The sequence below is a fragment of the Ectobacillus sp. JY-23 genome (assembly GCF_023022965.1).
GTDB lineage: Bacteria > Bacillota > Bacilli > Bacillales > Bacillaceae_G > Ectobacillus.
This window is the reverse complement of the sequence record NZ_CP095462.1, coordinates 3,062,616-3,082,574: the sequence shown is the minus strand read 5'-3', so window position 1 is coordinate 3,082,574 and position 19,959 is coordinate 3,062,616. Positions and strand designations below refer to the sequence as shown.

Annotated in this window: 19 protein-coding genes and 1 riboswitch; of the genes, 7 read left to right on the top strand and 12 right to left on the bottom strand. The window is 39.2% G+C overall.

All coding sequences use genetic code 11. The features are described 5' to 3' along the window. Nucleotides 1-46 precede the first annotated feature (46 nt). The 5 genes from MUG87_RS15605 to MUG87_RS15585 form a co-directional block, all read right to left on the bottom strand. A complete protein-coding gene (locus MUG87_RS15605; RefSeq protein WP_247083360.1) occupies nt 47-784 on the bottom strand; it encodes a helix-turn-helix domain-containing protein in 738 nt (245 codons plus the stop codon). 46 nt (nt 785-830) lie between these two features. After that, nucleotides 831-1,151, bottom strand: coding sequence for an antibiotic biosynthesis monooxygenase family protein (locus tag MUG87_RS15600; RefSeq protein ID WP_247083359.1), 321 nt, complete (start codon nt 1,149-1,151; stop codon nt 831-833). A 233-nt stretch (nt 1,152-1,384) separates the two neighbouring features. Further along, on the bottom strand, nt 1,385-2,362 hold the full coding sequence (locus tag MUG87_RS15595) for an ABC transporter substrate-binding protein (protein WP_247083358.1): 978 nt from the start codon (nt 2,360-2,362) through the stop codon (nt 1,385-1,387). A 164-nt stretch (nt 2,363-2,526) separates the two neighbouring features. Beyond that, nucleotides 2,527-2,970 (bottom strand): sporulation protein, encoded by a 444-nt coding sequence (locus MUG87_RS15590; RefSeq protein WP_247083357.1) that lies wholly within the window; start codon nt 2,968-2,970, stop codon nt 2,527-2,529. A 4-nt stretch (nt 2,971-2,974) separates the two neighbouring features. Next, the gene (locus MUG87_RS15585) at nt 2,975-4,300 is read right to left on the bottom strand and encodes a hemolysin family protein (RefSeq protein ID WP_247083356.1); all 1,326 of its coding nucleotides are present in this window, start codon (nt 4,298-4,300) and stop codon (nt 2,975-2,977) included. A 422-nt stretch (nt 4,301-4,722) separates the two neighbouring features. On the opposite strand from MUG87_RS15585, the gene MUG87_RS15580 reads away from it, so the two are divergent. Both MUG87_RS15580 and thiC read left to right on the top strand, forming a co-directional pair. Further along, complete coding sequence (locus tag MUG87_RS15580) at nt 4,723-5,031, top strand: DUF4870 domain-containing protein (RefSeq protein ID WP_247083354.1); 309 nt, start codon at nt 4,723-4,725, stop codon at nt 5,029-5,031. Between the two features lie 55 nt (nt 5,032-5,086). Beyond that, a riboswitch (TPP riboswitch) is annotated at nt 5,087-5,201 on the top strand. 107 nt (nt 5,202-5,308) lie between these two features. Then, on the top strand, nt 5,309-7,078 hold the full coding sequence (thiC, locus tag MUG87_RS15575) for a phosphomethylpyrimidine synthase ThiC (RefSeq protein ID WP_290429017.1): 1,770 nt from the start codon (nt 5,309-5,311) through the stop codon (nt 7,076-7,078). A gap of 129 nt (nt 7,079-7,207) precedes the next feature. Here the strand turns inward: thiC and MUG87_RS15570 are convergent, their stop codons facing one another. The 5 genes from MUG87_RS15570 to MUG87_RS15550 form a co-directional block, all read right to left on the bottom strand. Then, entirely contained in the window at nt 7,208-8,080 is an 873-nt protein-coding gene (locus MUG87_RS15570) for a LysR family transcriptional regulator (RefSeq protein ID WP_247083352.1), read from the bottom strand. A gap of 82 nt (nt 8,081-8,162) precedes the next feature. Further along, on the bottom strand, nt 8,163-8,771 hold the full coding sequence (locus tag MUG87_RS15565) for a substrate-binding domain-containing protein (protein ID WP_247083350.1): 609 nt from the start codon (nt 8,769-8,771) through the stop codon (nt 8,163-8,165). Nucleotides 8,772-8,827: 56 nt separating this feature from the next. Beyond that, nucleotides 8,828-9,115: a putative quinol monooxygenase gene (locus MUG87_RS15560; RefSeq protein ID WP_247083348.1), complete on the bottom strand. Its 288-nt coding sequence runs from the start codon at nt 9,113-9,115 to the stop codon at nt 8,828-8,830. A 12-nt stretch (nt 9,116-9,127) separates the two neighbouring features. After that, entirely contained in the window at nt 9,128-10,291 is a 1,164-nt protein-coding gene (locus tag MUG87_RS15555; protein WP_247083346.1) for an iron-containing alcohol dehydrogenase, read from the bottom strand. Between the two features lie 57 nt (nt 10,292-10,348). After that, entirely contained in the window at nt 10,349-11,011 is a 663-nt protein-coding gene (locus tag MUG87_RS15550) for a type 1 glutamine amidotransferase domain-containing protein (RefSeq protein ID WP_124565439.1), read from the bottom strand. 223 nt (nt 11,012-11,234) lie between these two features. Between MUG87_RS15550 and MUG87_RS15545 the strand changes: the two genes are divergently transcribed. The 3 genes from MUG87_RS15545 to MUG87_RS15535 all read left to right on the top strand — a co-directional run bounded on the left by MUG87_RS15545 (nt 11,235) and on the right by MUG87_RS15535 (nt 14,128). Next, nucleotides 11,235-11,672 (top strand): MarR family winged helix-turn-helix transcriptional regulator, encoded by a 438-nt coding sequence (locus MUG87_RS15545; RefSeq protein ID WP_247083344.1) that lies wholly within the window; start codon nt 11,235-11,237, stop codon nt 11,670-11,672. 39 nt (nt 11,673-11,711) lie between these two features. After that, nucleotides 11,712-13,316, top strand: coding sequence for an MDR family MFS transporter (locus tag MUG87_RS15540; protein WP_247083342.1), 1,605 nt, complete (start codon nt 11,712-11,714; stop codon nt 13,314-13,316). Between the two features lie 164 nt (nt 13,317-13,480). Next, the gene (locus MUG87_RS15535; RefSeq protein WP_247083340.1) at nt 13,481-14,128 is read left to right on the top strand and encodes a lysozyme family protein; all 648 of its coding nucleotides are present in this window, start codon (nt 13,481-13,483) and stop codon (nt 14,126-14,128) included. A 12-nt stretch (nt 14,129-14,140) separates the two neighbouring features. Here MUG87_RS15535 and MUG87_RS15530 read toward each other — a convergent pair whose 3' ends face one another. Next, nucleotides 14,141-14,914, bottom strand: a complete 774-nt coding sequence (locus tag MUG87_RS15530; protein WP_247083338.1) for an MBL fold metallo-hydrolase — start codon at nt 14,912-14,914, stop codon at nt 14,141-14,143. 257 nt (nt 14,915-15,171) lie between these two features. Between MUG87_RS15530 and MUG87_RS15525 the strand changes: the two genes are divergently transcribed. Further along, nucleotides 15,172-16,236, top strand: coding sequence for a cyanophycinase (locus MUG87_RS15525; protein ID WP_247083336.1), 1,065 nt, complete (start codon nt 15,172-15,174; stop codon nt 16,234-16,236). A gap of 34 nt (nt 16,237-16,270) precedes the next feature. Here the strand turns inward: MUG87_RS15525 and MUG87_RS15520 are convergent, their stop codons facing one another. Further along, entirely contained in the window at nt 16,271-18,337 is a 2,067-nt protein-coding gene (locus MUG87_RS15520; protein ID WP_247083334.1) for a sigma-54 interaction domain-containing protein, read from the bottom strand. Nucleotides 18,338-18,535: 198 nt separating this feature from the next. Between MUG87_RS15520 and MUG87_RS15515 the strand changes: the two genes are divergently transcribed. Further along, nucleotides 18,536-19,948 carry a YfcC family protein gene (locus MUG87_RS15515; protein WP_247083332.1) on the top strand — a complete coding sequence of 471 codons (1,413 nt, stop codon included), beginning with the start codon at nt 18,536-18,538 and terminating at the stop codon, nt 19,946-19,948. Nucleotides 19,949-19,959 lie beyond the last annotated feature (11 nt).

The window sequence follows — 19,959 nt, the reverse complement described above, 5'->3', positions numbered from 1 at the left end:
TACAATTGATAATAATTCTCATATAGTTTTGAAAAAATAACGTACCTTAAGCACGTCTTTCATGAAATTTTTTCATATATACAGAAGGTGGCATACCTTCTTTTTTCTTGAATAATCGACTAAAATAAAATTCATCCTGCAACCCGACCTGCAAGGCAATATCTTTTGTTGTAATGTTTTCGTGATGCTGCATTAACTCTTTTGCCAACTTAATTCTTTGTTCATTTAAAAATTCTTTTGGAGATATCCCTATCTTTTTTTTAAACGCTCTTGTAAATGAAGTTGGTGTCATTCCTGCATTCGTAGCCAATTCTGCAATTGTATATACCTTCGAAACATTTTCCTTCATAAACCATATAGCTTCTTGAATACTGTCATAGGAAGTGTCATCGGTTAACAATGAAATCAGATTCCATGCGGCTGCGTTAAAGCGGCATCGCTCGGAAAAAGAACATCCCTGTTGCAAATGCAACAACTCCTCCCATAGTGGAATAAGTTTTAGTGGTGGTTGTTGTATCAAAGGAAGCTGTGTCCATTTTGCTTCGATATCCCAAAATAGTATATATACATGCATAGCTTCTCTTGATGTAATATGTACACTTTGATTACTCCAATAGCTCATTCCTTCATATAAGAAAGCTTCTTTCTCTCCTTCTATAAGTAAGCCACTGCCTGCGCTCACATACAAAAGCATGAATTTTTTGCTTGTATTTATATCAGCACTGTATATTTCTTGTGAAGAAACTTGGATATCTAACAAAGAAATCCCATTTATAATCGACAACCTAAACACCATCTTTCCTATACACATTGATACAATGTATTTCTTCTTACGCTTGACACATTTTCTGCCCCAATACATGGTATACATCTTGACGACTATTCAAAATGAAAGAAGGTGCTGGCTTGCCACGGTTTGCACGATGACCTGCTAAATGGACCTCACTCGTCTCCCAAGCCTTCCACGCTGCTTCCGATTCCCAACGAATGACAACCAAAACTTCTTCTGCACCTTTTCCTTGTTTTTTCTTTAATACACTTAAATCTAAAAAACCAGGTTGCTCTTCAATAATACCCTGCCCTGCAAAGCGCTCTACCATTTGTTCCGCATAACCCTCTTCTACAGAAATTGTTTTAATTTGAATAAACATATACAAATTCTCCTATTCATGTAACTGTACACCATTATAATTGAAAATGATTATCTCTTTCAATTATAATGGTGTACTTTTTTTATATCAGCCGTTTTTCTAACCTATCAACCAATAGGGACACAAAAGAGACACATGCGCAAGTTTGTATGGTCTTACTAGATATAAACTCCTCTTACATCCTAGCCGCAACTACACAGCCCATTCTTCTCTCACCTAAAAACATCTCGACTTTACTTCATGGAATCCTTGTGCTTCACAATATCATCCAGCAATAAGTTAGCTGCCTTAATACCGCCAGACAGGTTCCAAATGACTTCATCAACTTGGTGAGCATTGTTGGTTTTAGCTACGTTTAGCTCTTTATAAAGCGGGTGGTTCATCCACTCTTGTTGCTTTTTCGTGCCGCCTTTTGTTTCGTCATAATCAGCGTTGAAGTAAAACATAATATCCCCGTCCATATCCTTCATACGTTCTTCTGTAATCACTTCCATAAAATTGTCTTTATCTTGTGAAGGTACACGTGCAATGCCAACATCTTTTAATACCGTACCAGCAAATGTATCTTTTTGATAAATACGAACTGTTGTTGGTAAGAAACGTACTAGCGATACTTGCGTATTTATTTTGTCACCTAGCTTTTTCTTTACATCGGCAATGTGTTTATCATAAGCTGTCATTGCTTTTTTGCCTTCTGCTGCTTTATTCAAAGCCTCTGCATACAACGTAAAGTTTTCTTTCCATCTTCCTGCTAAGTCTTCAGAAAATACAGTTGGTGCAATCGCAGATAATTGTGTATACACTTTTTCATGGCGAACTTTGTTACCCAAAATAAGATCTGGCTTTAAGGAAGCAATCGCTTCTAAGTTAGGCTGTGCTTCTTCTCCTAACTCCTTTACACCTTCCATTTTCTTTACAATATGCGGAAACCATGTTTCACCAACACCAGATTTCACTGCACCGACTGGTTTTACACCTAATTCTAATACTGCTTCAGTACCTTCATTTGTTAACACAACAACGCGCTTTGGCGTACCTTGTATTTCGGTTTCACCCATCGCATGTGTTACTTTGCGCACTTCATCCGTTTTAGCCTTTTCTTTATTCTCACCCATTGTTTCCTTGCTTGTCCCACAGCCTGCCAAAATCATTCCCACTATACTTACAAGGAGCATAATGCTCATAAATCGACTTCTGTTTTTGGTTCTCATTTATATTCTCCTTTGTTATTGATAATCAATCTCATTTATGATGATACGTTTTTTTGCCTAAAGTTACCATGTACTTTTCTATCCTTTTTCATGGACTTTTTGTTCATACTAAGCAACATACTTGGCAACAAAAAAAGGACGCACATTTGCGTCCTCTTCCTAAATTAAAACTCTTCCTCGTCACCACCAAAGAAATCTCCCAACCCAGATTCCTCATCAAATCCCATTGCTTCAGCTACATCCTCAAACATCTCTTCCATCATTCCGTCTAACACCATCGCACCTAAAAGCCCGACTGCTAGACCACCAATCATACTACCAATTCCACTACCATCGTATCCGTGTGTCTTATAAGAGAACGGCTGTGTGTAAAGATGAGGGTGTTTCAAAGAATCTGTGATATACTCCTTCAAAAGCTGTACCAAATACGATTGATCTTGCAAATGTACATGCTCTAGCACAAATTCCCGCTTTGCTTCCATCTCGTGGAAACCAGTGCGACAATCTACCTCCATCCAAACACGTAAGCCAGATGCTTCATACGCAAATCGTAATTCCAGCTCACTGATTTGTCCGGCAAACATACGAGTGGGCAAAAACGCAAGCAACGACTTACTGCGCCGTTGCCTGTTCTTCTTCTCGCTCCTGCGCTTTACGAATTTCTACTCGTTTGATTTGATGGGCATCTTTCTCTAGCACTTTAAATTCGTAACCGCCAGCCTCAATGGCATGTCCCTCTTGAATCTCATGATTTTGAGTTAAAATCCAGCCGCCAATTGTATCTACAATTTCATCCGTAATATCAAGACCGAACAAATCATTTACTTCCTCAATCAGCACTTTTCCATCTACAATTTTATGTTCATCGTTGATATGCTGGATTGGCGGACGCTCGTCATCGTCATATTCATCACGAATTTCTCCGACGATTTCTTCTAGAATATCTTCTAGGGTAACCAACCCCGCTGTTCCCCCATACTCATCATATAAAACGGCCATTGGAATACGTTTTTTCTGCATTAACAGCAATAAGTCATGAATTGCAATCGTTTCCATAACTTCGATAACCGGTCGCGTAAAGTCTCGAATAGAACGGGTTTGCGTCCCATCTTCACTCATATAGCGAATGAAAAAGTCCTTTACATTCACCATCCCAATAATATCATCCTTATCTTCACCAAAGACGGGATATCTTGTATAGCGTTCATTTCCAATAATCACTTTATGCTGTTCAAATGAATCTTCTACATATAAGCCAACAATCTCAGTACGAGGCACCATAATCTCCTTTGCAATTCGATTGTCAAACTCAAAAATATTTTCTACATATTTATACTCTGCTTGATTGATTTCTCCGCTTTCAAAACTGTCTGTTAAAATCAAACGCAGCTCCTCTTCAGAGTGAGCCACTTCATGCTCAGATGCAGGTTTAAAGCCAAATAACCCTACCAATACACGTGCGGATCCATTTAAAATCCAGATGAACGGGTATGCGATTTTATAAAACCAAATTAATGGTTTAGCAAATAACAAAGTAACTTGCTCCGCCTTTTGAATAGCAACGGTTTTTGGCGCAAGCTCCCCCACGACTACATGTAAAAAGGTAATTAATGAAAACGCAATAATAAAGGATACCGTACCTGCGACAGCATCTGAGAATTTCAAGTCTTTAAAAAGCGGTTCCAGCATATGATGAACGGTTGGTTCTCCTAGCCAACCAAGACCTAAAGCAGTCATTGTAATACCGAGCTGACAAGCGGACAAGTATTCATCTAGGTTTGAAACAAGTCTTTTTGCTGCGTGTGAACCTCGTCTTCCTTCAGCAACCAGCTGATCAATTCGACTTCCGCGCACTTTCACCATCGCAAACTCAGTGGCAACAAAAAAGCCGGTAAGTGCAATTAAAACTGCAACTAAAACTAAATTCAATATCTCCAAATGTGCCCTCCGCTACAAAAAGCCGGAGTGTTCACCTCCTGTGTGAATATTCGCCTCTTCTCATTAATTTGCCTCATTTTCCAAAAAGAAATCATGACAGATTTAACAAGCCATATAGCAAACAGAATATCATACTTTCATCATAAAACGAGTGTTACTGTACAGTCAAACGTTATGGTTGCATTATTATTATGTAAAGAATAAGGATAACCTAGAGGATAGTAAACCTTATTCTATTTTTACTTATTTTCGTACATATAATTAAAAATCATTTTGTCACATTCTAAGCCTCATCATCTTAATGAAGTAAGATTATAAATGCCATTCTATAGATGTATATATAAATACATCTTTGGTCTGAAGCCTTCCCTTTTGCCATAACGTATAATAAGACTATGACTTATATCAAAGGAGTGTTTTCTTTGGAAAACAAAGGTTTAAAAATATTAGTGCATGCGAGCACATGGTTTGCACCTATTATCGTCCCATTGGTGGTGTATTTGTTAATATCCGATCGTGAAGTAAAAAGCCTTTCCTTACAAGCGCTGCTGTTTCATGTGATAATAAGTATTTTAATTTCTGTATCCTTGCTCTTCTCTTGGGTATTGATTGGTATTCCATTCCTAATTGTATTTGGATTGATGGCCATTATTGCTCCCATCATGGGCATTTTAAGAGCGATAAATGATAAACCTTACCGTTATCCTATCATTGGCTCTTTAGTTGACTAAAACGCTTTACAAATTTATGCAAATACCATATATTTATTTTGTAAAATTGAAAATTTTTAATAACTAGGGGTGTCCAACGAGTTGGGCTGAGAGAGAAACACAGTGAAGTTTCTTAACCCTCAGGACCTGATCTGGTTCATACCAGCGTGGGGAAGTTAGCGCGCATAATTTGTATTATGCTTATTTCCTAACATTCAGCCAGGTTCTGCAGAGCCTGGCTTTTTCATGCTTATGAAAGTAGACACGGTCCTTTTATTATGGAAAAAGGAGCGATGTAATGATGAAAAGCAATTCTGTACAGGATTTTATGTATTTTCCAGGTAGCAAAAAAGTATATGTTGAAGGTTCTAGATCCGATATCCAAGTTCCGATGCGTGAAATTTCGTTATCTCCTACGGTAGATTCATTAGGAACGACAGAAAATGCACCGTTTCGGGTCTATGATACGAGCGGCCCTTATACAGATATGAATATTGCTACTGACATACGAAAAGGCCTACAGCCACTACGAACAAATTGGATCGTGGAACGAAATGATACGGAATTATATGAAGGCAGAGATATACAGGCTGCTGATAACGGGTTTAAAGACCGTAACCCTCTCATACATTCACATTTCTTCCCTAATTCAAATAAAAAACCACGCCGTGCACAGTCTGGGAAGAACGTAACGCAACTACACTATGCACGAAAAGGCGTCATCACACCTGAAATGGAGTTCATTGCAATAAGGGAGCAAGTTTCTCCGGAATTTGTACGCGCCGAGGTCGCTTGTGGACGCGCCATTATCCCTTGTAATATCAATCATCCAGAAAGCGAACCAATGATTATCGGTCGCAATTTTCATGTGAAAATTAATGCCAATATTGGTAACTCTGCCGTTACTTCATCTATTGAAGATGAAGTAGAAAAAATGACATGGGCTACTCGTTGGGGCACAGATACAATTATGGATTTGTCAACAGGGAAGCAGATACATACAACAAGGGAATGGATTCTTCGCAACTCACCTGTACCTGTAGGAACGGTTCCGATCTATCAAGCACTTGAAAAAGTAAACGGTATTGCAGAGAACTTGAGCTGGGACGTGTTCCGTGACACATTGATTGAGCAAGCTGAACAAGGTGTAGATTACTTTACTATTCATGCTGGTGTTCTTTTACGTTACATTCCGCTCACTGCAAATCGGGTGACAGGTATCGTTTCAAGAGGTGGTTCCATCATGGCGCAGTGGTGCCTTGCACATCATCAAGAAAACTTTTTGTACACGCATTTTGAAGACATTTGCGAAATCATGAAAACATATGATATCGCTTTTTCCTTAGGAGACGGGTTACGTCCAGGATCGATCGCGGATGCAAACGATGAAGCGCAGTTTAAAGAACTAGAAACACTTGGGGAGCTCACTAAAATTGCTTGGAAGCATGATGTACAAGTGATGGTGGAGGGGCCAGGTCATGTTCCTATGCATTTAATAAAAGAAAATATGGAAAAACAGTTAGAACTGTGCCAGGAAGCCCCCTTCTATACACTCGGTCCACTCACAACAGATATTGCGCCTGGTTACGACCATATCACCTCAGCTATCGGTGCAGCAATGATTGGATGGTTTGGAACAGCAATGCTTTGTTATGTCACACCAAAAGAGCACCTTGGCCTTCCTAACAAAGAAGATGTTCGCACAGGCGTTGTGACATACAAGCTCGCTGCTCATGCCGCAGATTTGGCAAAAGGACACCCAGGTGCACAAAAACGAGATAATGCTCTTTCGAAAGCTAGATTTGAATTTCGTTGGCGTGATCAATTCAACCTCTCTCTTGATCCGGAACGCGCTATGGAATATCATGACGAAACACTTCCTGCCGAAGGAGCAAAAACAGCCCACTTTTGTTCCATGTGCGGACCAAAGTTTTGTAGCATGCGCATTTCGCAGGATATACGAAATGTTGCTAAGGAAAAAGGAATGGATGCTGAAAACTGGGTTCAACAAGAAATGGAACAAAAAGCTACAGAGTTTATGCAGAGCGGTTCACAGCTATACCGTTAACTACAACTGAAGCGCGGAGAAGGCTCCCTGACTGCCTAAGGAAAGCAAACCTCCGTAGCCCAATCAGCAACAAACTTTAGCCTCTAGCTCAAAAAGCTCGCTTTGCTACATATACTAGCAAAACGAGCTTTATCTTTCTCCTTGCAAACTCTGTATCATTTGTAAAATGACCGGATCGTCCTTCATTTCGGTTTTATAACCAGCATAAATTGTATTATGCACATATAAGTGCTGAAACATGATTTTTACCTTTTGCAAACGTATAGATTCCTCTATCAAGTACGTAGGTAATACACTGATTCCCATACCTTTTTCAATAGCTTCTAAAATAGCGCGTAAATCTGGCATCACATGAAAGGGTTGGAAATCTGGTCGCTTTCCAAAATGAGTCTGCCAATATCGTCTAATAATCGGTAATTCTAATCCGTAGCTTAGCCATCTTTGCTCTTTTAACCATGCTTCTATATCTGGTGTTTCCTCGTAATCCACTGTATAATCCGACGGTACAACCACAACAAACCGCTCATCTTCAAGTTGAGTATACGTAATCCCCGGCGTCTGAGACTTTTGGGTAGATATAATAAAGTCAACTTCATCTCGTTGCAGTAGTTCAAACAACTCGCCGGCAACACCAAATTGTACTGTGTAGCGAATATTTAAGTTCTTTATCTTTTGTAATGCGTTTTTTGCAAAATACTCCCCCGGTGAACCTATCCGTATAACCGGAACAGCTACATCGTACGAAGCATGGCGTATTTCAAGAGTTGCTTTTTCCAGGCTTTCAATAAGGGGAACAAGCTTACTATACAATTCTTTTCCTTTATCTGTTGGAATCATCTTGCGCGGTGCACGAATAAATAGCGGTTCGCCCACTTCCGCCTCCAAAGCTGCTAGATGCTGGCTCATTGCCGGCTGCGTTAAAATACGCGCCTTTGCCGCCCCCGACACAGAACGATGTTGATATATACTAATAAAGCTACGGTACCATTCAAAGTCGATCATAGACTACCCCTCTTGATTTCATAGAAGACTTTTTTCTTTCTATCATATCGCTAGATAATCGATAAAAACAAGTACGGATATATTACGACAACTTTGCTATACTCTTTTTAATACTTTCGATAGCAAATACATCACTATCTTCCTCGCGATACGCAAAATATAATGCATTGGTAAAGCTTAAATGCGGAAATAATATTTGGCAGCGACCTGCTTCAATCCATTCCTTCGCAATATATGTTGGTAGCACACTTATTCCCATCCCAAGTTCGACAGCCTTTAATATCCCGCGTAAATCAGGGATTATATGTGCGGCCTCCATCACGGCATGTGTATGGAAGTGTTGCTTCCATATTCGTCTCATTATCGGTAACTCCCTCCCATAGCTAATCCAGTGCTGCTGCTCTAGCCATGTTTGTTCGCACACATCGGGGCTTACTTTCATATGAGAAGCACCTACTATTACCAATGTTTCACTTTCCCATGCTGTATATTGGATACCTGGTATACCATATTTCTTCGTCGCAATCACACAATCCAGTTTCCTATCCTGTAATTGCTCCAGCAGCTCTCTTGTTAAACCAAATGTTACTTCATAGTATCCATCTGTTTTATAAAGTGTCTCCAGCGCGCGGCATGAAAAAAATTCAGCCGGGGCACCAATACGAACATGCGCATAGTTTTTATAGCTCATAACATTCTCTCCCAATTTCAAAACAAAGCACCGCTCGATAAGCGGCGCTTCGTCTCCTATTGATTAATCTTTTGCAACTTGTGTACTTCACGCGCTTCGATCAATGAAGCTACATTCTCTCTATATTGTTTATAGTGCGGTGTTTCAATATGAGATTGCAATGCTTCTTCATCTTGCCAGATCTCATAAAAGACAAACGTACTTTGGTCAGCTGCTTCATGTAAAGTATACTGAATACAACCCGCTTCTGCGCGAGAAGGTGCAATAACATCTATTAATTCTTTGCGAAGTTCTTCTTCCTTCCCGGCTTTCGGTTTTATGATGGCATTAATAATAACCGTCATATCATCGCCTCCTTATAATGCTCGTTTTAAAATCTCGCGCACATCTTTTTTCGTAAGGGGTACATAGTTACCAATTGTAGGTGCTACCATAGCACGCTCTGCCATCAAATCCAATTGCTCGTCATTAATATTATAATCCGCTAGTTTTTGCGGCGCATCGATGGAAGTCCAGAAGGCACGCAATGCAGCTACCGTTTCAGCTGCAAGCTCAGTTTCTGTTTTCTCTTCTGCGTGCAAATCAAATACACGTACCCCAAGCTGCGCCACTTTTTCTGGTTTTGTGGCTGCCACATACTCCATCCAGTGCGGGAACAAAATGGCCAAGCCACCGCCATGCGGAATATCGTATACAGCTGAGACTGCATGCTCCATCATATGTGTCGCCCAGTCCGTTTTCACGCCCATAGATAAAATACCATTTAAAGCAAATGTACCATTTAACATAATAGCTTCACGGTAAGCATAGTTCTCTAAATCATTCACTAGCTTAGGCGCCACTTCCATCACAGTGCGTAAAATGGATTCTCCAATACGCTCTTGCAGCGGTGCATTTTCTGAAGCATGGAAATATTGCTCAAGTACATGAGACATAATGTCTACAATGCCGTAAATTGTTTGGTCGCGTGGTACAGTGAATGTTAACTGCGGATCTAAAATACTGAATTTTGGATACGTATGAATAGAACCGAAAGAGCGCTTATCATTTTGCTCCCAATTGGTAATAACCGAACCTCCGTTCATTTCAGAGCCGGTTGCAGCAAGGGTAAGAACAGTGCCAATTGGAACCGCTGAAGTAGGAATCACTTTCTTCGTTACAATATCCCACACATCACCATCATAATGGCTACCTGCTGCGATGGCTTTTGCACAATCAATGACACTTCCGCCGCCCACAGCTAAAATAAAGTCCAGATTGTTTTCTTTGATTAAAGAAATTCCTTTGTTGACTGTAGATACACGTGGATTTGGTTCTACGCCGCCAAGCTCTACCACAAATAGATCTGCTTCTGCAAGTAAAGTCTGTACTTGGTCATACAAGCCGCTCCGCTTGATGCTTCCACCTCCGTACAATAAAAGTACACGTTTTCCATATAGAGGCACTTCTGTTTTAAGCGCTTCTAACTGCCCTTTACCGAAAATCAACTTTGTCGGGTTATGAAATCGAAAGTTTTCCATGATGATTCCTCCATTAAAGAAGCCTGCAACTGATAAGCTACAGGCTTTTATAATAAATTAGCTTAATTTGTTAATAACCGCTTCTGCCACACTAACTGTAGATTGTGGATTTTGACCTGTGATCAAATATCCATCAGCTTGTACATTGTTGGACCAATTTGGTGCAACAACCATTTCAGCACCTAACTCACGAAGACGACTTTCCAATAGGAATGGCATAAAGCGATCCAATGTTGTTTCTCTTTCTTCTTCGTCTGTAAACGCAGCAACCTTTTTGCCTGCTACTAAAGGTGTACCATCAGATAGCGTAACACCTACTAAACCAGCAGGACCGTGACATACAGCTGCTACCACTTTATCTGCCTCATACAATTCTCTGATTAAAGCCTGTAGCTTAGCGTTGTCTGGTAGATCAAACATTGTACCGTGTCCACCTGGTAAGAAAATCGCGTCAAACTGAGAAGCGTCTTTAATATCCTCTAGCTTCATTGTATTTTCTAGGTGCTTAGCTGTATCTAAAATCTCCTGCGGTACATCACCTTCTAAACTACGAGCATCTACAGGTGCTTTGCCGCCAAGCGGACTTGCTACTGTGATATCAAAACCTTTTTTCGCGAATTCTACATACGCTTCACCGAACTCGGAAAGCCAAAGTCCTGTTGGGTGATCTTCGTTCATTTTATCTGCTGTTGTAACAACCATTAATATATGTTTTTTCATGGGTAATTCCTCCTTGTTAATTGTCTTTCATGTAGCTTACGAAACTTATTGTAGCCCCAACAAACCAATAATACAAATTAGTAAATATTAAATAATACATAAATATATTTATAGATAAAAAGGTAGCTTCGACAAATTCAGAAATTGACATTTATTTATACAACACTTATATTTAACTATGTTATATATTTATATTAAATAAATTTTAAAGGTGATTAAACATATGGATAACCATTCTTATCTACAACGCATTCACACTGCGCTGCATGTTATGTTTCAAAAGTTACAGCCGCAGATGCAGGCAAGCATTCAAGAGCACAGGATTACACCCACTCAATTATTTGTTATCGGCTTTTTAAAGAAAAAAGGCAGCTGTAAGATTTCTGAATTAGCGGAAGAAATGGGTGTAAAACCTAGTGCTGTTACCTTTATGGTGGATAGGCTGGAACAAAACGAGCTTGTTATGCGAGAGCATGATACAAAGGACCGACGGGTTGTCAACATTCGTCTTACGGCGCAAGGAAATCATACGTTTCAACAAGTTCTAGAAGCCAGAAAAGCGATTATTAACCGTTACTTTTCTCATTTAGATGAAACGGATCTAGCTACAATAGCAGCTATTTACGAAAAGCTGGTGCATCTGATGATGGAAGAAGAGTAATCGTTTTTAATAGAAACAACTACAAAAGGAGGACATATAATGCATACAATTGAGAATACAAGCCAGAATCGTACTTTGTTGCTGATCGGTTTAATTATTGCCATGTTTTTTTCAGCACTTGATGGTACAATTGTGGGAACTGCGATGCCGAAAATTGTCGGAGATTTAGGCGGCTTAAGCATGATGACTTGGCTTACTACAGCTTATTTGCTCACTTCAACGACTGTTGTTCCTATTGCCGGTAAACTGGCAGATTTATTAGGACGTAGAGTAGTTTATGTAACAGGATTAATTATATTTATGGGAGCTTCCGCTCTGTGCGGCATTGCGGATACAATGACTGAACTTATTATATATCGTGGGCTGCAGGGTATTGGCGGCGGTGTTATGATGCCTATGGCCATGATTGTCATTGGAGATTTATTTACAGGGAAAGAGCGCGCTAAATTTCAAGGCGTGTTTGGAGGAATTTATGGCCTTGCTTCTGTTATTGGTCCGCAAATCGGCGGTTGGATTGTTGATACCTGGAATTGGAAATGGGTATTTTATATTAACTTACCTGTTGGTATTATCGCTACCATTTTTATTGCGTTAGGACTTAGAGGTAAAAAACAAACTGGTCCTATCAACTTCGATCTATTAGGTATGTTCACTATGATTGTTGGTGTTGTCAGTCTGTTGCTAGCGCTTAGTCTTGGCGGTAAAGATTACGCATGGGATTCTTGGCAAATTATTGGCATGTTTTTTCTTGCCATTGTTGCTTTAATTAGCTTTGTCATAATAGAAACAAAAGCAAAAGAACCCATTCTTCCCATGTATTTATTTAAAAATAAGACCTTTACGTTATTAAACCTAATCGGCTTCTTTATGGCGATTGGTATGTTTGGGGCTATTACTTTTGTACCATTCTTTATGCAAGGGATTGTCGGCGTCAGCGCTACAGAATCCGGAACCATTATGACGCCTATGATGATTGCAATGATTATTACAAGTGTTATCGGCGGACAGTTAGTTTACAAAGTTGGTATTAAACCACAGATTATTACCGGTATGCTCATTATGGGTGGTGGTTTTTTCTTATTGACTACTATGAATATAGATACAAGTAAACTGGCTGCAACCTCTTATATGGCTATTATTGGTATAGGTATGGGATTGGTTATGCCGATTTTGACACTAGCGCTGCAAGAAAGCTTTTCCAAAGAAGAACTTGGTATTGTTACATCATCTAGCCAATTTTTCCGCTCGATCGGCGGTACGTTTGGAATTACTATTTTAGGTGCTGTTATGAACAGCAAATCTGGAACATTGTTGACAGACAAATTGGTTCCATTCTTAAACACACTTCCTACAGAAGTCGATGCCATGACTGGTAAATTTAAGGATATGATTGCTACAAATCCAGAAGGTCTTTTTCAGATGCTATTTAATCTAGATACACTAAAGCAGCTTCCAAAAACCTTTGTCGATGGGATGATACCTATTCTAAAAACGGCATTGATGGACTCCTTGCACAGCGTGTTTTTTGTAGGATTAATCTTTATTATCATTGGAGCGATATTCACTGTATTTCTTCATCAAATTAAATTAGCAAATAAGAAAGAAGAACAACCACCTGAAGACAACGTTGTTTCTCCTTCCTAATCGTTAAACCTTCGTCGCTGGGCGAAGGTTTTTTGCTTGAATGCTTTAACTTCCAATTATTCCTTACTTTTTTCTAGCATCCCTTGTCAACTATCCCTTCTATTTATGATACGATAGGAAAGAGAAACAACTCATTATCTTATCACTGGAGGAATGGCAGAATAATGTTGAGAAGAATACTATTCTCTTTACTCATGCTACTTTCATTTCCGTTTATTTTATTGCTAGCAAAGCCTGATATAAAACATAAATTAAACGATTATTTTACAACGTTTTTACCAAGTCATACAGATAAAGTATTAACATATGAAACAGACATTAAAAATGAATTAACCAAATATAACTTAAGCGAATTCACCCCGCTTTTATTAGCAATTATGTATCAAGAGAGTAAAGGCGAGGGCTTAGATCCGATGCAATCTTCAGAATCAGCTGGTCTGAAGCGCAACGCTATTCAAAATCCACAGCAAAGCATCTCGCAAGGTGTCTTTCATTTTCAACAAATGTACAAGCTTGGTCGAAAACACCATGTAGATTTAAACACAATTGTACAAAGCTATAATATGGGCCCTGGCTATATTATTTACATCGCAGATAATGGTACCCAGCATACGCAAGAGCTTGCTAAAGCCTACTCTAAAATGCAAGTAGACAATCGACCTGATTTATATACATGCGGCGGCTCTATGGCTAATTTCCGATATCCATACTGCTTTGGTGATTTCTCCTATGCGGATAAAGTTCAAAAACATATGACTGTTCTTGAAAAACAACTTAGAAGCAAGGAGTCTCGTACTGCATCTGTTAAGTGACACTCCTGTTTACTATAATTCTTTTAAAATGGATTTCACTGTGTGTGTAGATGAATTTTCGAAAAATGATATATATTGAAACCATCTACTTTTCGGAAGTAATTCCTTCCGAATTTGTTTTGGTGATTTTCCTGCCTGAAAAGCTTGTAAAACACACTCTTGAAGTTCTAATAAATACGCATGCTTTCGTTCTAATAACTTCCGCCCGTTTCTGATATAACCGCGATGAGAGCAGTAGATATCTTGAAAAGAATATGCCAGCACTTTATCTAAAGACCTAATGATCTCAGGTACAGATTCAAATGAAAAATTAGAAACGGGTGAATGAAATAAGTATAAGTCTCCAGTAAAACAAATTGCCTTCCCCTCGTCGATAAGCACAATATGATCTTCTGCGTGTCCTGGAGTATGAACAACCTTAAATCGATAACAGTCTGTTTCAACATACTCAGCCTCTAAAGGCGTTGGAAAGAAAGCATCTCGGTTATGCCACATGAAAGCCCTATAAAAAGGCAATCTCGTTGCCCTTTGACACATAGATACTCCTACAGGATGAATCCATTGAGGCAAATTGTATTCCTTCTGTATCCATGCGCTATTCCCAGTGTGGTCTTCGTGATGATGCGTATGAATGACACGCGTAATATGGATATCTTTTACGATAGAACGTACTTGCTTTTCTACACTTCTCGGTCCTGTATCGAGCAAAAGATCATCAATTTGAAACATATATACGGGCATTTTCCTGCCTGCTGCACTTGGTATAAGTTTAAATGATTGAATCATTTTATTCCTCTTCTTTCTATAGTAGTGAGTTATTACATTTAATACGCTTATGTATACCATATTCCCTCCTTTTCTTTTCCTCAAGTCGTCTTGCAGGCTATATAAGGTTCATTTCTGTTTCAAATAACAACCTTAAACAACCCCTAAAACACCATCTCCCCTTTAATTCACTGTAAATTTTGAATTTTCAGTTTTGGCACGGTACTTGCATAAGTAAAAGTTGTAATCAACACTTTATTCAGAGGAGGAACAAATGTATGAAAAAACGCTTTACTCGCTTTAAACACACAGTGATTGCTGCTTTGTCTGCTGCCGCCCTTGTGGCCCCTTCTTTACCAGCTTCCGCTGCTGCAAATTACAAGCTTTACACCGTCGGAAGTACTACAAACGTTTCACCTACCACTACATTCGGACAAGTGATGATGGGAGGAAGTACGGACGTAGACGAAGCTTTTAAATGGATGATTGAAAAGGCAAACGGCGGTGATTTTCTTATCATTCGAGCAACAGGAACAGATGCTTACAATCAATACGTGTATGATCTCGCACAATCTATTGGCAAACCATTGAACTCGGTTAGCACTTTGATTGTCACAAACTTAAACAATGCGGGTTCAGATTCTGCTGTTATTGACAAAATTAATAAAGCGGAGGCCATCTTCTTTGCTGGCGGCAATCAAGCTGATTATGTTAACTTTTTAGAAGGAACGCCAGCTCTTACAGCGTTAAATAACCGCATTCAAAACATCCCGTTCGGCGGCACAAGTGCGGGTACAATGATTCAAGGCGATCATATTTACGATTCTATCTCAGCCGGTTCGACAACACTTGATTCCACGACAGCACTCAATAACCCTTACAGCTCTCTCATTTCTTTTACAGACTACTTAATTCAAACATCAGTCAATCACAATATCCAAACTGACACACATTTTGAACAACGTGATCGCATGGGCAGATTTTTAACCTTTATAGCACGTAATATTCAAGACGGCGAAGAAACTGCAGCAACTGCAAAAGGCATTGCAGTAAACGAAAAATCGGCACTATTAATTGAAAAAGATGGTACAGCAAAAGTTGTAACACAACCAGGCGCTGTAAACCCAGGTGTTTACATGGCAAAATCAAATGAAGCACCGCTTGTTTGTCAAAGTGGTTCTCCACTTACTTTTAGAAATGTTTCAATCTACAAATTGTTTCACGGAAGCACATTCAATTTAACGACGTGGACTGGAAATGGCGGATTGCCATATACGTTAAACGTAAATAACGGCGTCATTACCTCCTCCACGGGCAATGTATACGGCGGAAATACGCCGTAATATACAAAAAGGAAGCCAACTAACGGCTTCCTTTTTATGTTGATATGGTTGAAGTTGTATGCTGCTGTGTTTTTAAAAAGCGTAAATAGTCCACACCTGCAGACGTAATTTTCGTTCCTGCACGTCCTTTTCCTTTTACCACAAAGCCCTCCTCCTGCAAGTGCGTTAAGCGAAGGCGAACCTGCTGCGGAGAGAGAAAGGCATCATATTCCATGCTTTGCAATGAGATATATTCTCTGCTTGCAGCTTTTCCTGCATCATTACAACGTTTAATCGTTTCTAATATACATAAGTGTTCACGCATCTCAAGCACCGTTTTTGCAAAATTATACTCAGTATGCCAAAGTGCACGTGATTGCTCTGAGCTATGAAACCGATCTCCCGGCACATCTTTCGGTGTAATACTTCGGCCATCAGACACCGCCAGCATATAATCAAGTACACCTTTTAATTCACGTATATTCCCCGGCCAGTTATGCTCCATCATCGTTTGCATGACCTCTTCTTCGACACTAATCCACCTGCCGCTTTTTGAAATAAAGTGCCTAATGAGAAGGGGAATGTCCTGTTGGCGAAGACGTAATGAGGGAATATGAAATCCCAATACATTTAACCGATAAAATAAATCCGAACGAAACGAACCGTCTTCTATTTTCTTTTGAATGTTCTTGTTAGTGGCAGCAATAACACGCACATTAATTGGGATAATTTTTCTGCCTCCCACTCTTCGTATCTCCTGCTCCTGTAAAACCCGCAAGAGATGCGACTGTACATGCAAGCTGATATCGCCAATTTCATCGAGAAATATCGTACCATTATCAGCAAGCTCAAATAGTCCCTTTTTACCACCCTTTTTTGCACCTGTGAATGTACCTTCTTCGTAGCCAAATAATTCACTCTCTAATAAACTCTCAGTAAATGCACTACAATTCACAGCAACAAACGGACCATTTTTTCGGTTTGACTGTTTATGTATAGCATGCGCAAACAACTCTTTGCCCGTTCCCGTCTCTCCTTGAATCAAAATGGGATGATTGGATAAAGCCAGCTTTTTCGCAACTTGCTTACAGGCAATTAAGGAAGCGTGCTCACCAATAATATCTTCAAAGCTATATTTCGCCACAAAGCCTTGATTTCGAAATTCTCTTTGAGCTGTTTTTTCTATTTCAAACGCTTGGCTTACACTCTTAAACGTTACTACAATTCGATTTTCCTGCAGCATTGGAAAACGAAATACAACGCTGTCCACTCCATTCATATTAAAGTACTTATTGTCCTCTATTCCGGTTCGAATAAATTCTACGATTTCCCGCTGCGGCAAGATACGAGAGATTGGTTGACCTATCGCTTGTTCCATAGGTACCCGAAGAATAGCTTCCATTCCCTTGTTAAATACTGTAATGATTTCATTCGCATCAATAGCCAATATACCATCATCAACTGTATCAACTACATTCTGGATATGTTCATTTACACGTTTCGTAAGCTGCTCTGCCTCCATGAGTTTGCGCTGTAATTCAATAATATTACGAATATAACGATCGGAAATAATAACAGAAATACTTTCATCTAGACCACAATCTTTCACAATCTCTAACACTGTGGTCATATCAAATAACCGTACGCCTATATCAATAACTTCTTTCATATAAGGAGGTGCAAGATGAGCCTCACCTGGAGAAATTGCGATGTATATATCCTCATAGAATACCTGCTCTTTTTTAAACGGAAAAAACTCAATATGATCAATACCAAGTCTATATAAGGATTGAATGAGCTCTACCGCCGCATCATAGTCATCGTTGACAACTAATACTCTGCGGCCACTTGGAATTCGTAATAGTAAATCAATATATTCATGATGCAATGTTCGTTTGCCAACCATACTATGATTTGTTTCTATTACCAGTTTTCGATTTGCTTCAAATTTCACAACTTCAGATGAATACAAAACGACATCTGCTGTTAGCGGCCAGGCAATTCCCTCGTCGATTGCATAACTATTAATAGAAATATAATCTCCTAGCAGTTGCTTTAATTGATGATGTAAGGCTTCTCTCGTCTTAACACTACCGGCAATCAAAACAAGCGATTTCTTCATGCGAAAACACCTTTCTGCATATAATTGGTTTCATTATAACACCCAAAAACAACCGAAAAAAACCTAAAATTGCATTATTTTTCTTAAAATTCTTTAAAATTAAACCCTACTAGAATTGGCACGCAATTTGCTTATACATTAAGCGAAGGGGACTCTTACATTACCCAATCTTACTAAATAGACAAAAGGAGAGAGGTTATGAAGCAAGAAGTAATCGTTACAGAACCAAAACGTAAAAGAGAATGGAAATTGAACGTTTTTGCTTTACTGCTCGGCATGCTTGTTATCGCGACACTACTAACCTATATTTTACCTGCAGGTGAGTATACGCGTATTGAACAAGACGGCCGCACTACAGTTGATCCAAACTCTTTTAAATGGATTGACTCTACACCAGTCGGATTATTTGATATGACAAAGTCAATTCATACAGGTATGGTGGAAGCTGCTAATATTATCTTCTTTGTACTTATTATTGGTGGATTTTTTGGTGTATTAAGTGCAACAGGCACAGTTGATGTGTTAATTAAAACAATGGCGACGAAACTGCAAACTCGTGAAAAGCTATTAATCCCTGTTATGATGCTATTTTTTGCTGCAGGTGGTTCTTTAATGGGAATGGCGGAAGAAACTCTGGCTTATATTCCTTTATTAATTCCACTAGCTTTAGCGTTAGGTTTTGATACGATTACAGGAACAGCAATTGTATTAGTTGGTGCTTCTGCCGGTTTTACAACAGCAGTTATGAATCCGTTTACAGTAGGGATTGCACAAGGTATCGCAGAGTTGCCTACGTTTTCAGGAATGGGTTATCGTCTTGCCTTATTTGTGATAGTTTACCTTGTTTCTGTTACTTTCGTCTATCGTTATGCGATGAAAGTAAAGAAAAATCCTTCTTTAGGTTTCTACGGGAAATATCGTACTGAAGATGCAAACGATTTGTTAACTTCTAAAGCGTCCTTGAGCGCAAAGCATAAATGGATTCTGGCAGCTTTTCTTCTAAACTATGTAGTACTAGCATTTGGTGTTATTAAATATCAGTGGTATATCACAGAAATTGCTTCTCTGTTTGTAATTTTAACAATTGTAATCGCTATCATCGGTAAACTTTCAATTGATCGCACAGTAAAATCCTTTACAGAAGGTTCTGCAGCTTTAATTAGCGGTGCTTTGGTTATCGGTATTTCTCGTGCCATTCTAGTTGTTTTGAATGAAGGTCATATCGTTGACCCTATGCTATACGAAGTTTCTGAATCAATTAAACATGTACCGGGTTACTTAAGTGTTACTGGTATGTATACATTCCAAACACTGATTCACTTTATTTTAGCATCAGGTAGCGGACATGCCATGCTGACAATGCCAGTTATGACACCACTTGCAGATTTACTTGATATCACACGTCAAACTGCTGTTCTTTCGTTCTCTTTCGCGGATGGCATCGGAAATATTATTTTTCCAACAGCCGGTACATTAATGGCAGGCTTGGCGATTGCGGGTATCCCTTGGACAAAATGGGCAAAGTGGATTCTCCCATTAGTCGCGATTCAATTTGTCATCGGACTGATCGCCGTAATTATTGCACATGCCATTAATTACGGACCTTTTTAAACAACGTTTAG

Coding starts and splice junctions, on each gene's coding strand:
- MUG87_RS15550 (WP_124565439.1), bottom strand. CDS start 11,011: ATGAAAAAACATATATTAATGGTTGTTACAACAGCAGATAAAATGAAC.
- MUG87_RS15560 (WP_247083348.1), bottom strand. CDS start 9,115: ATGACGGTTATTATTAATGCCATCATAAAACCGAAAGCCGGGAAGGAA.
- MUG87_RS15515 (WP_247083332.1), top strand. CDS start 18,536: ATGAAGCAAGAAGTAATCGTTACAGAACCAAAACGTAAAAGAGAATGG.
- MUG87_RS15540 (WP_247083342.1), top strand. CDS start 11,712: ATGCATACAATTGAGAATACAAGCCAGAATCGTACTTTGTTGCTGATC.
- thiC (WP_290429017.1), top strand. CDS start 5,309: ATGATGAAAAGCAATTCTGTACAGGATTTTATGTATTTTCCAGGTAGC.
- MUG87_RS15535 (WP_247083340.1), top strand. CDS start 13,481: ATGTTGAGAAGAATACTATTCTCTTTACTCATGCTACTTTCATTTCCG.
- MUG87_RS15565 (WP_247083350.1), bottom strand. CDS start 8,771: ATGAGCTATAAAAACTATGCGCATGTTCGTATTGGTGCCCCGGCTGAA.
- MUG87_RS15600 (WP_247083359.1), bottom strand. CDS start 1,151: ATGTTTATTCAAATTAAAACAATTTCTGTAGAAGAGGGTTATGCGGAA.
- MUG87_RS15555 (WP_247083346.1), bottom strand. CDS start 10,291: ATGGAAAACTTTCGATTTCATAACCCGACAAAGTTGATTTTCGGTAAA.
- MUG87_RS15545 (WP_247083344.1), top strand. CDS start 11,235: ATGGATAACCATTCTTATCTACAACGCATTCACACTGCGCTGCATGTT.
- MUG87_RS15530 (WP_247083338.1), bottom strand. CDS start 14,914: ATGATTCAATCATTTAAACTTATACCAAGTGCAGCAGGCAGGAAAATG.
- MUG87_RS15570 (WP_247083352.1), bottom strand. CDS start 8,080: ATGATCGACTTTGAATGGTACCGTAGCTTTATTAGTATATATCAACAT.
- MUG87_RS15520 (WP_247083334.1), bottom strand. CDS start 18,337: ATGAAGAAATCGCTTGTTTTGATTGCCGGTAGTGTTAAGACGAGAGAA.
- MUG87_RS15525 (WP_247083336.1), top strand. CDS start 15,172: ATGAAAAAACGCTTTACTCGCTTTAAACACACAGTGATTGCTGCTTTG.
- MUG87_RS15595 (WP_247083358.1), bottom strand. CDS start 2,362: ATGAGAACCAAAAACAGAAGTCGATTTATGAGCATTATGCTCCTTGTA.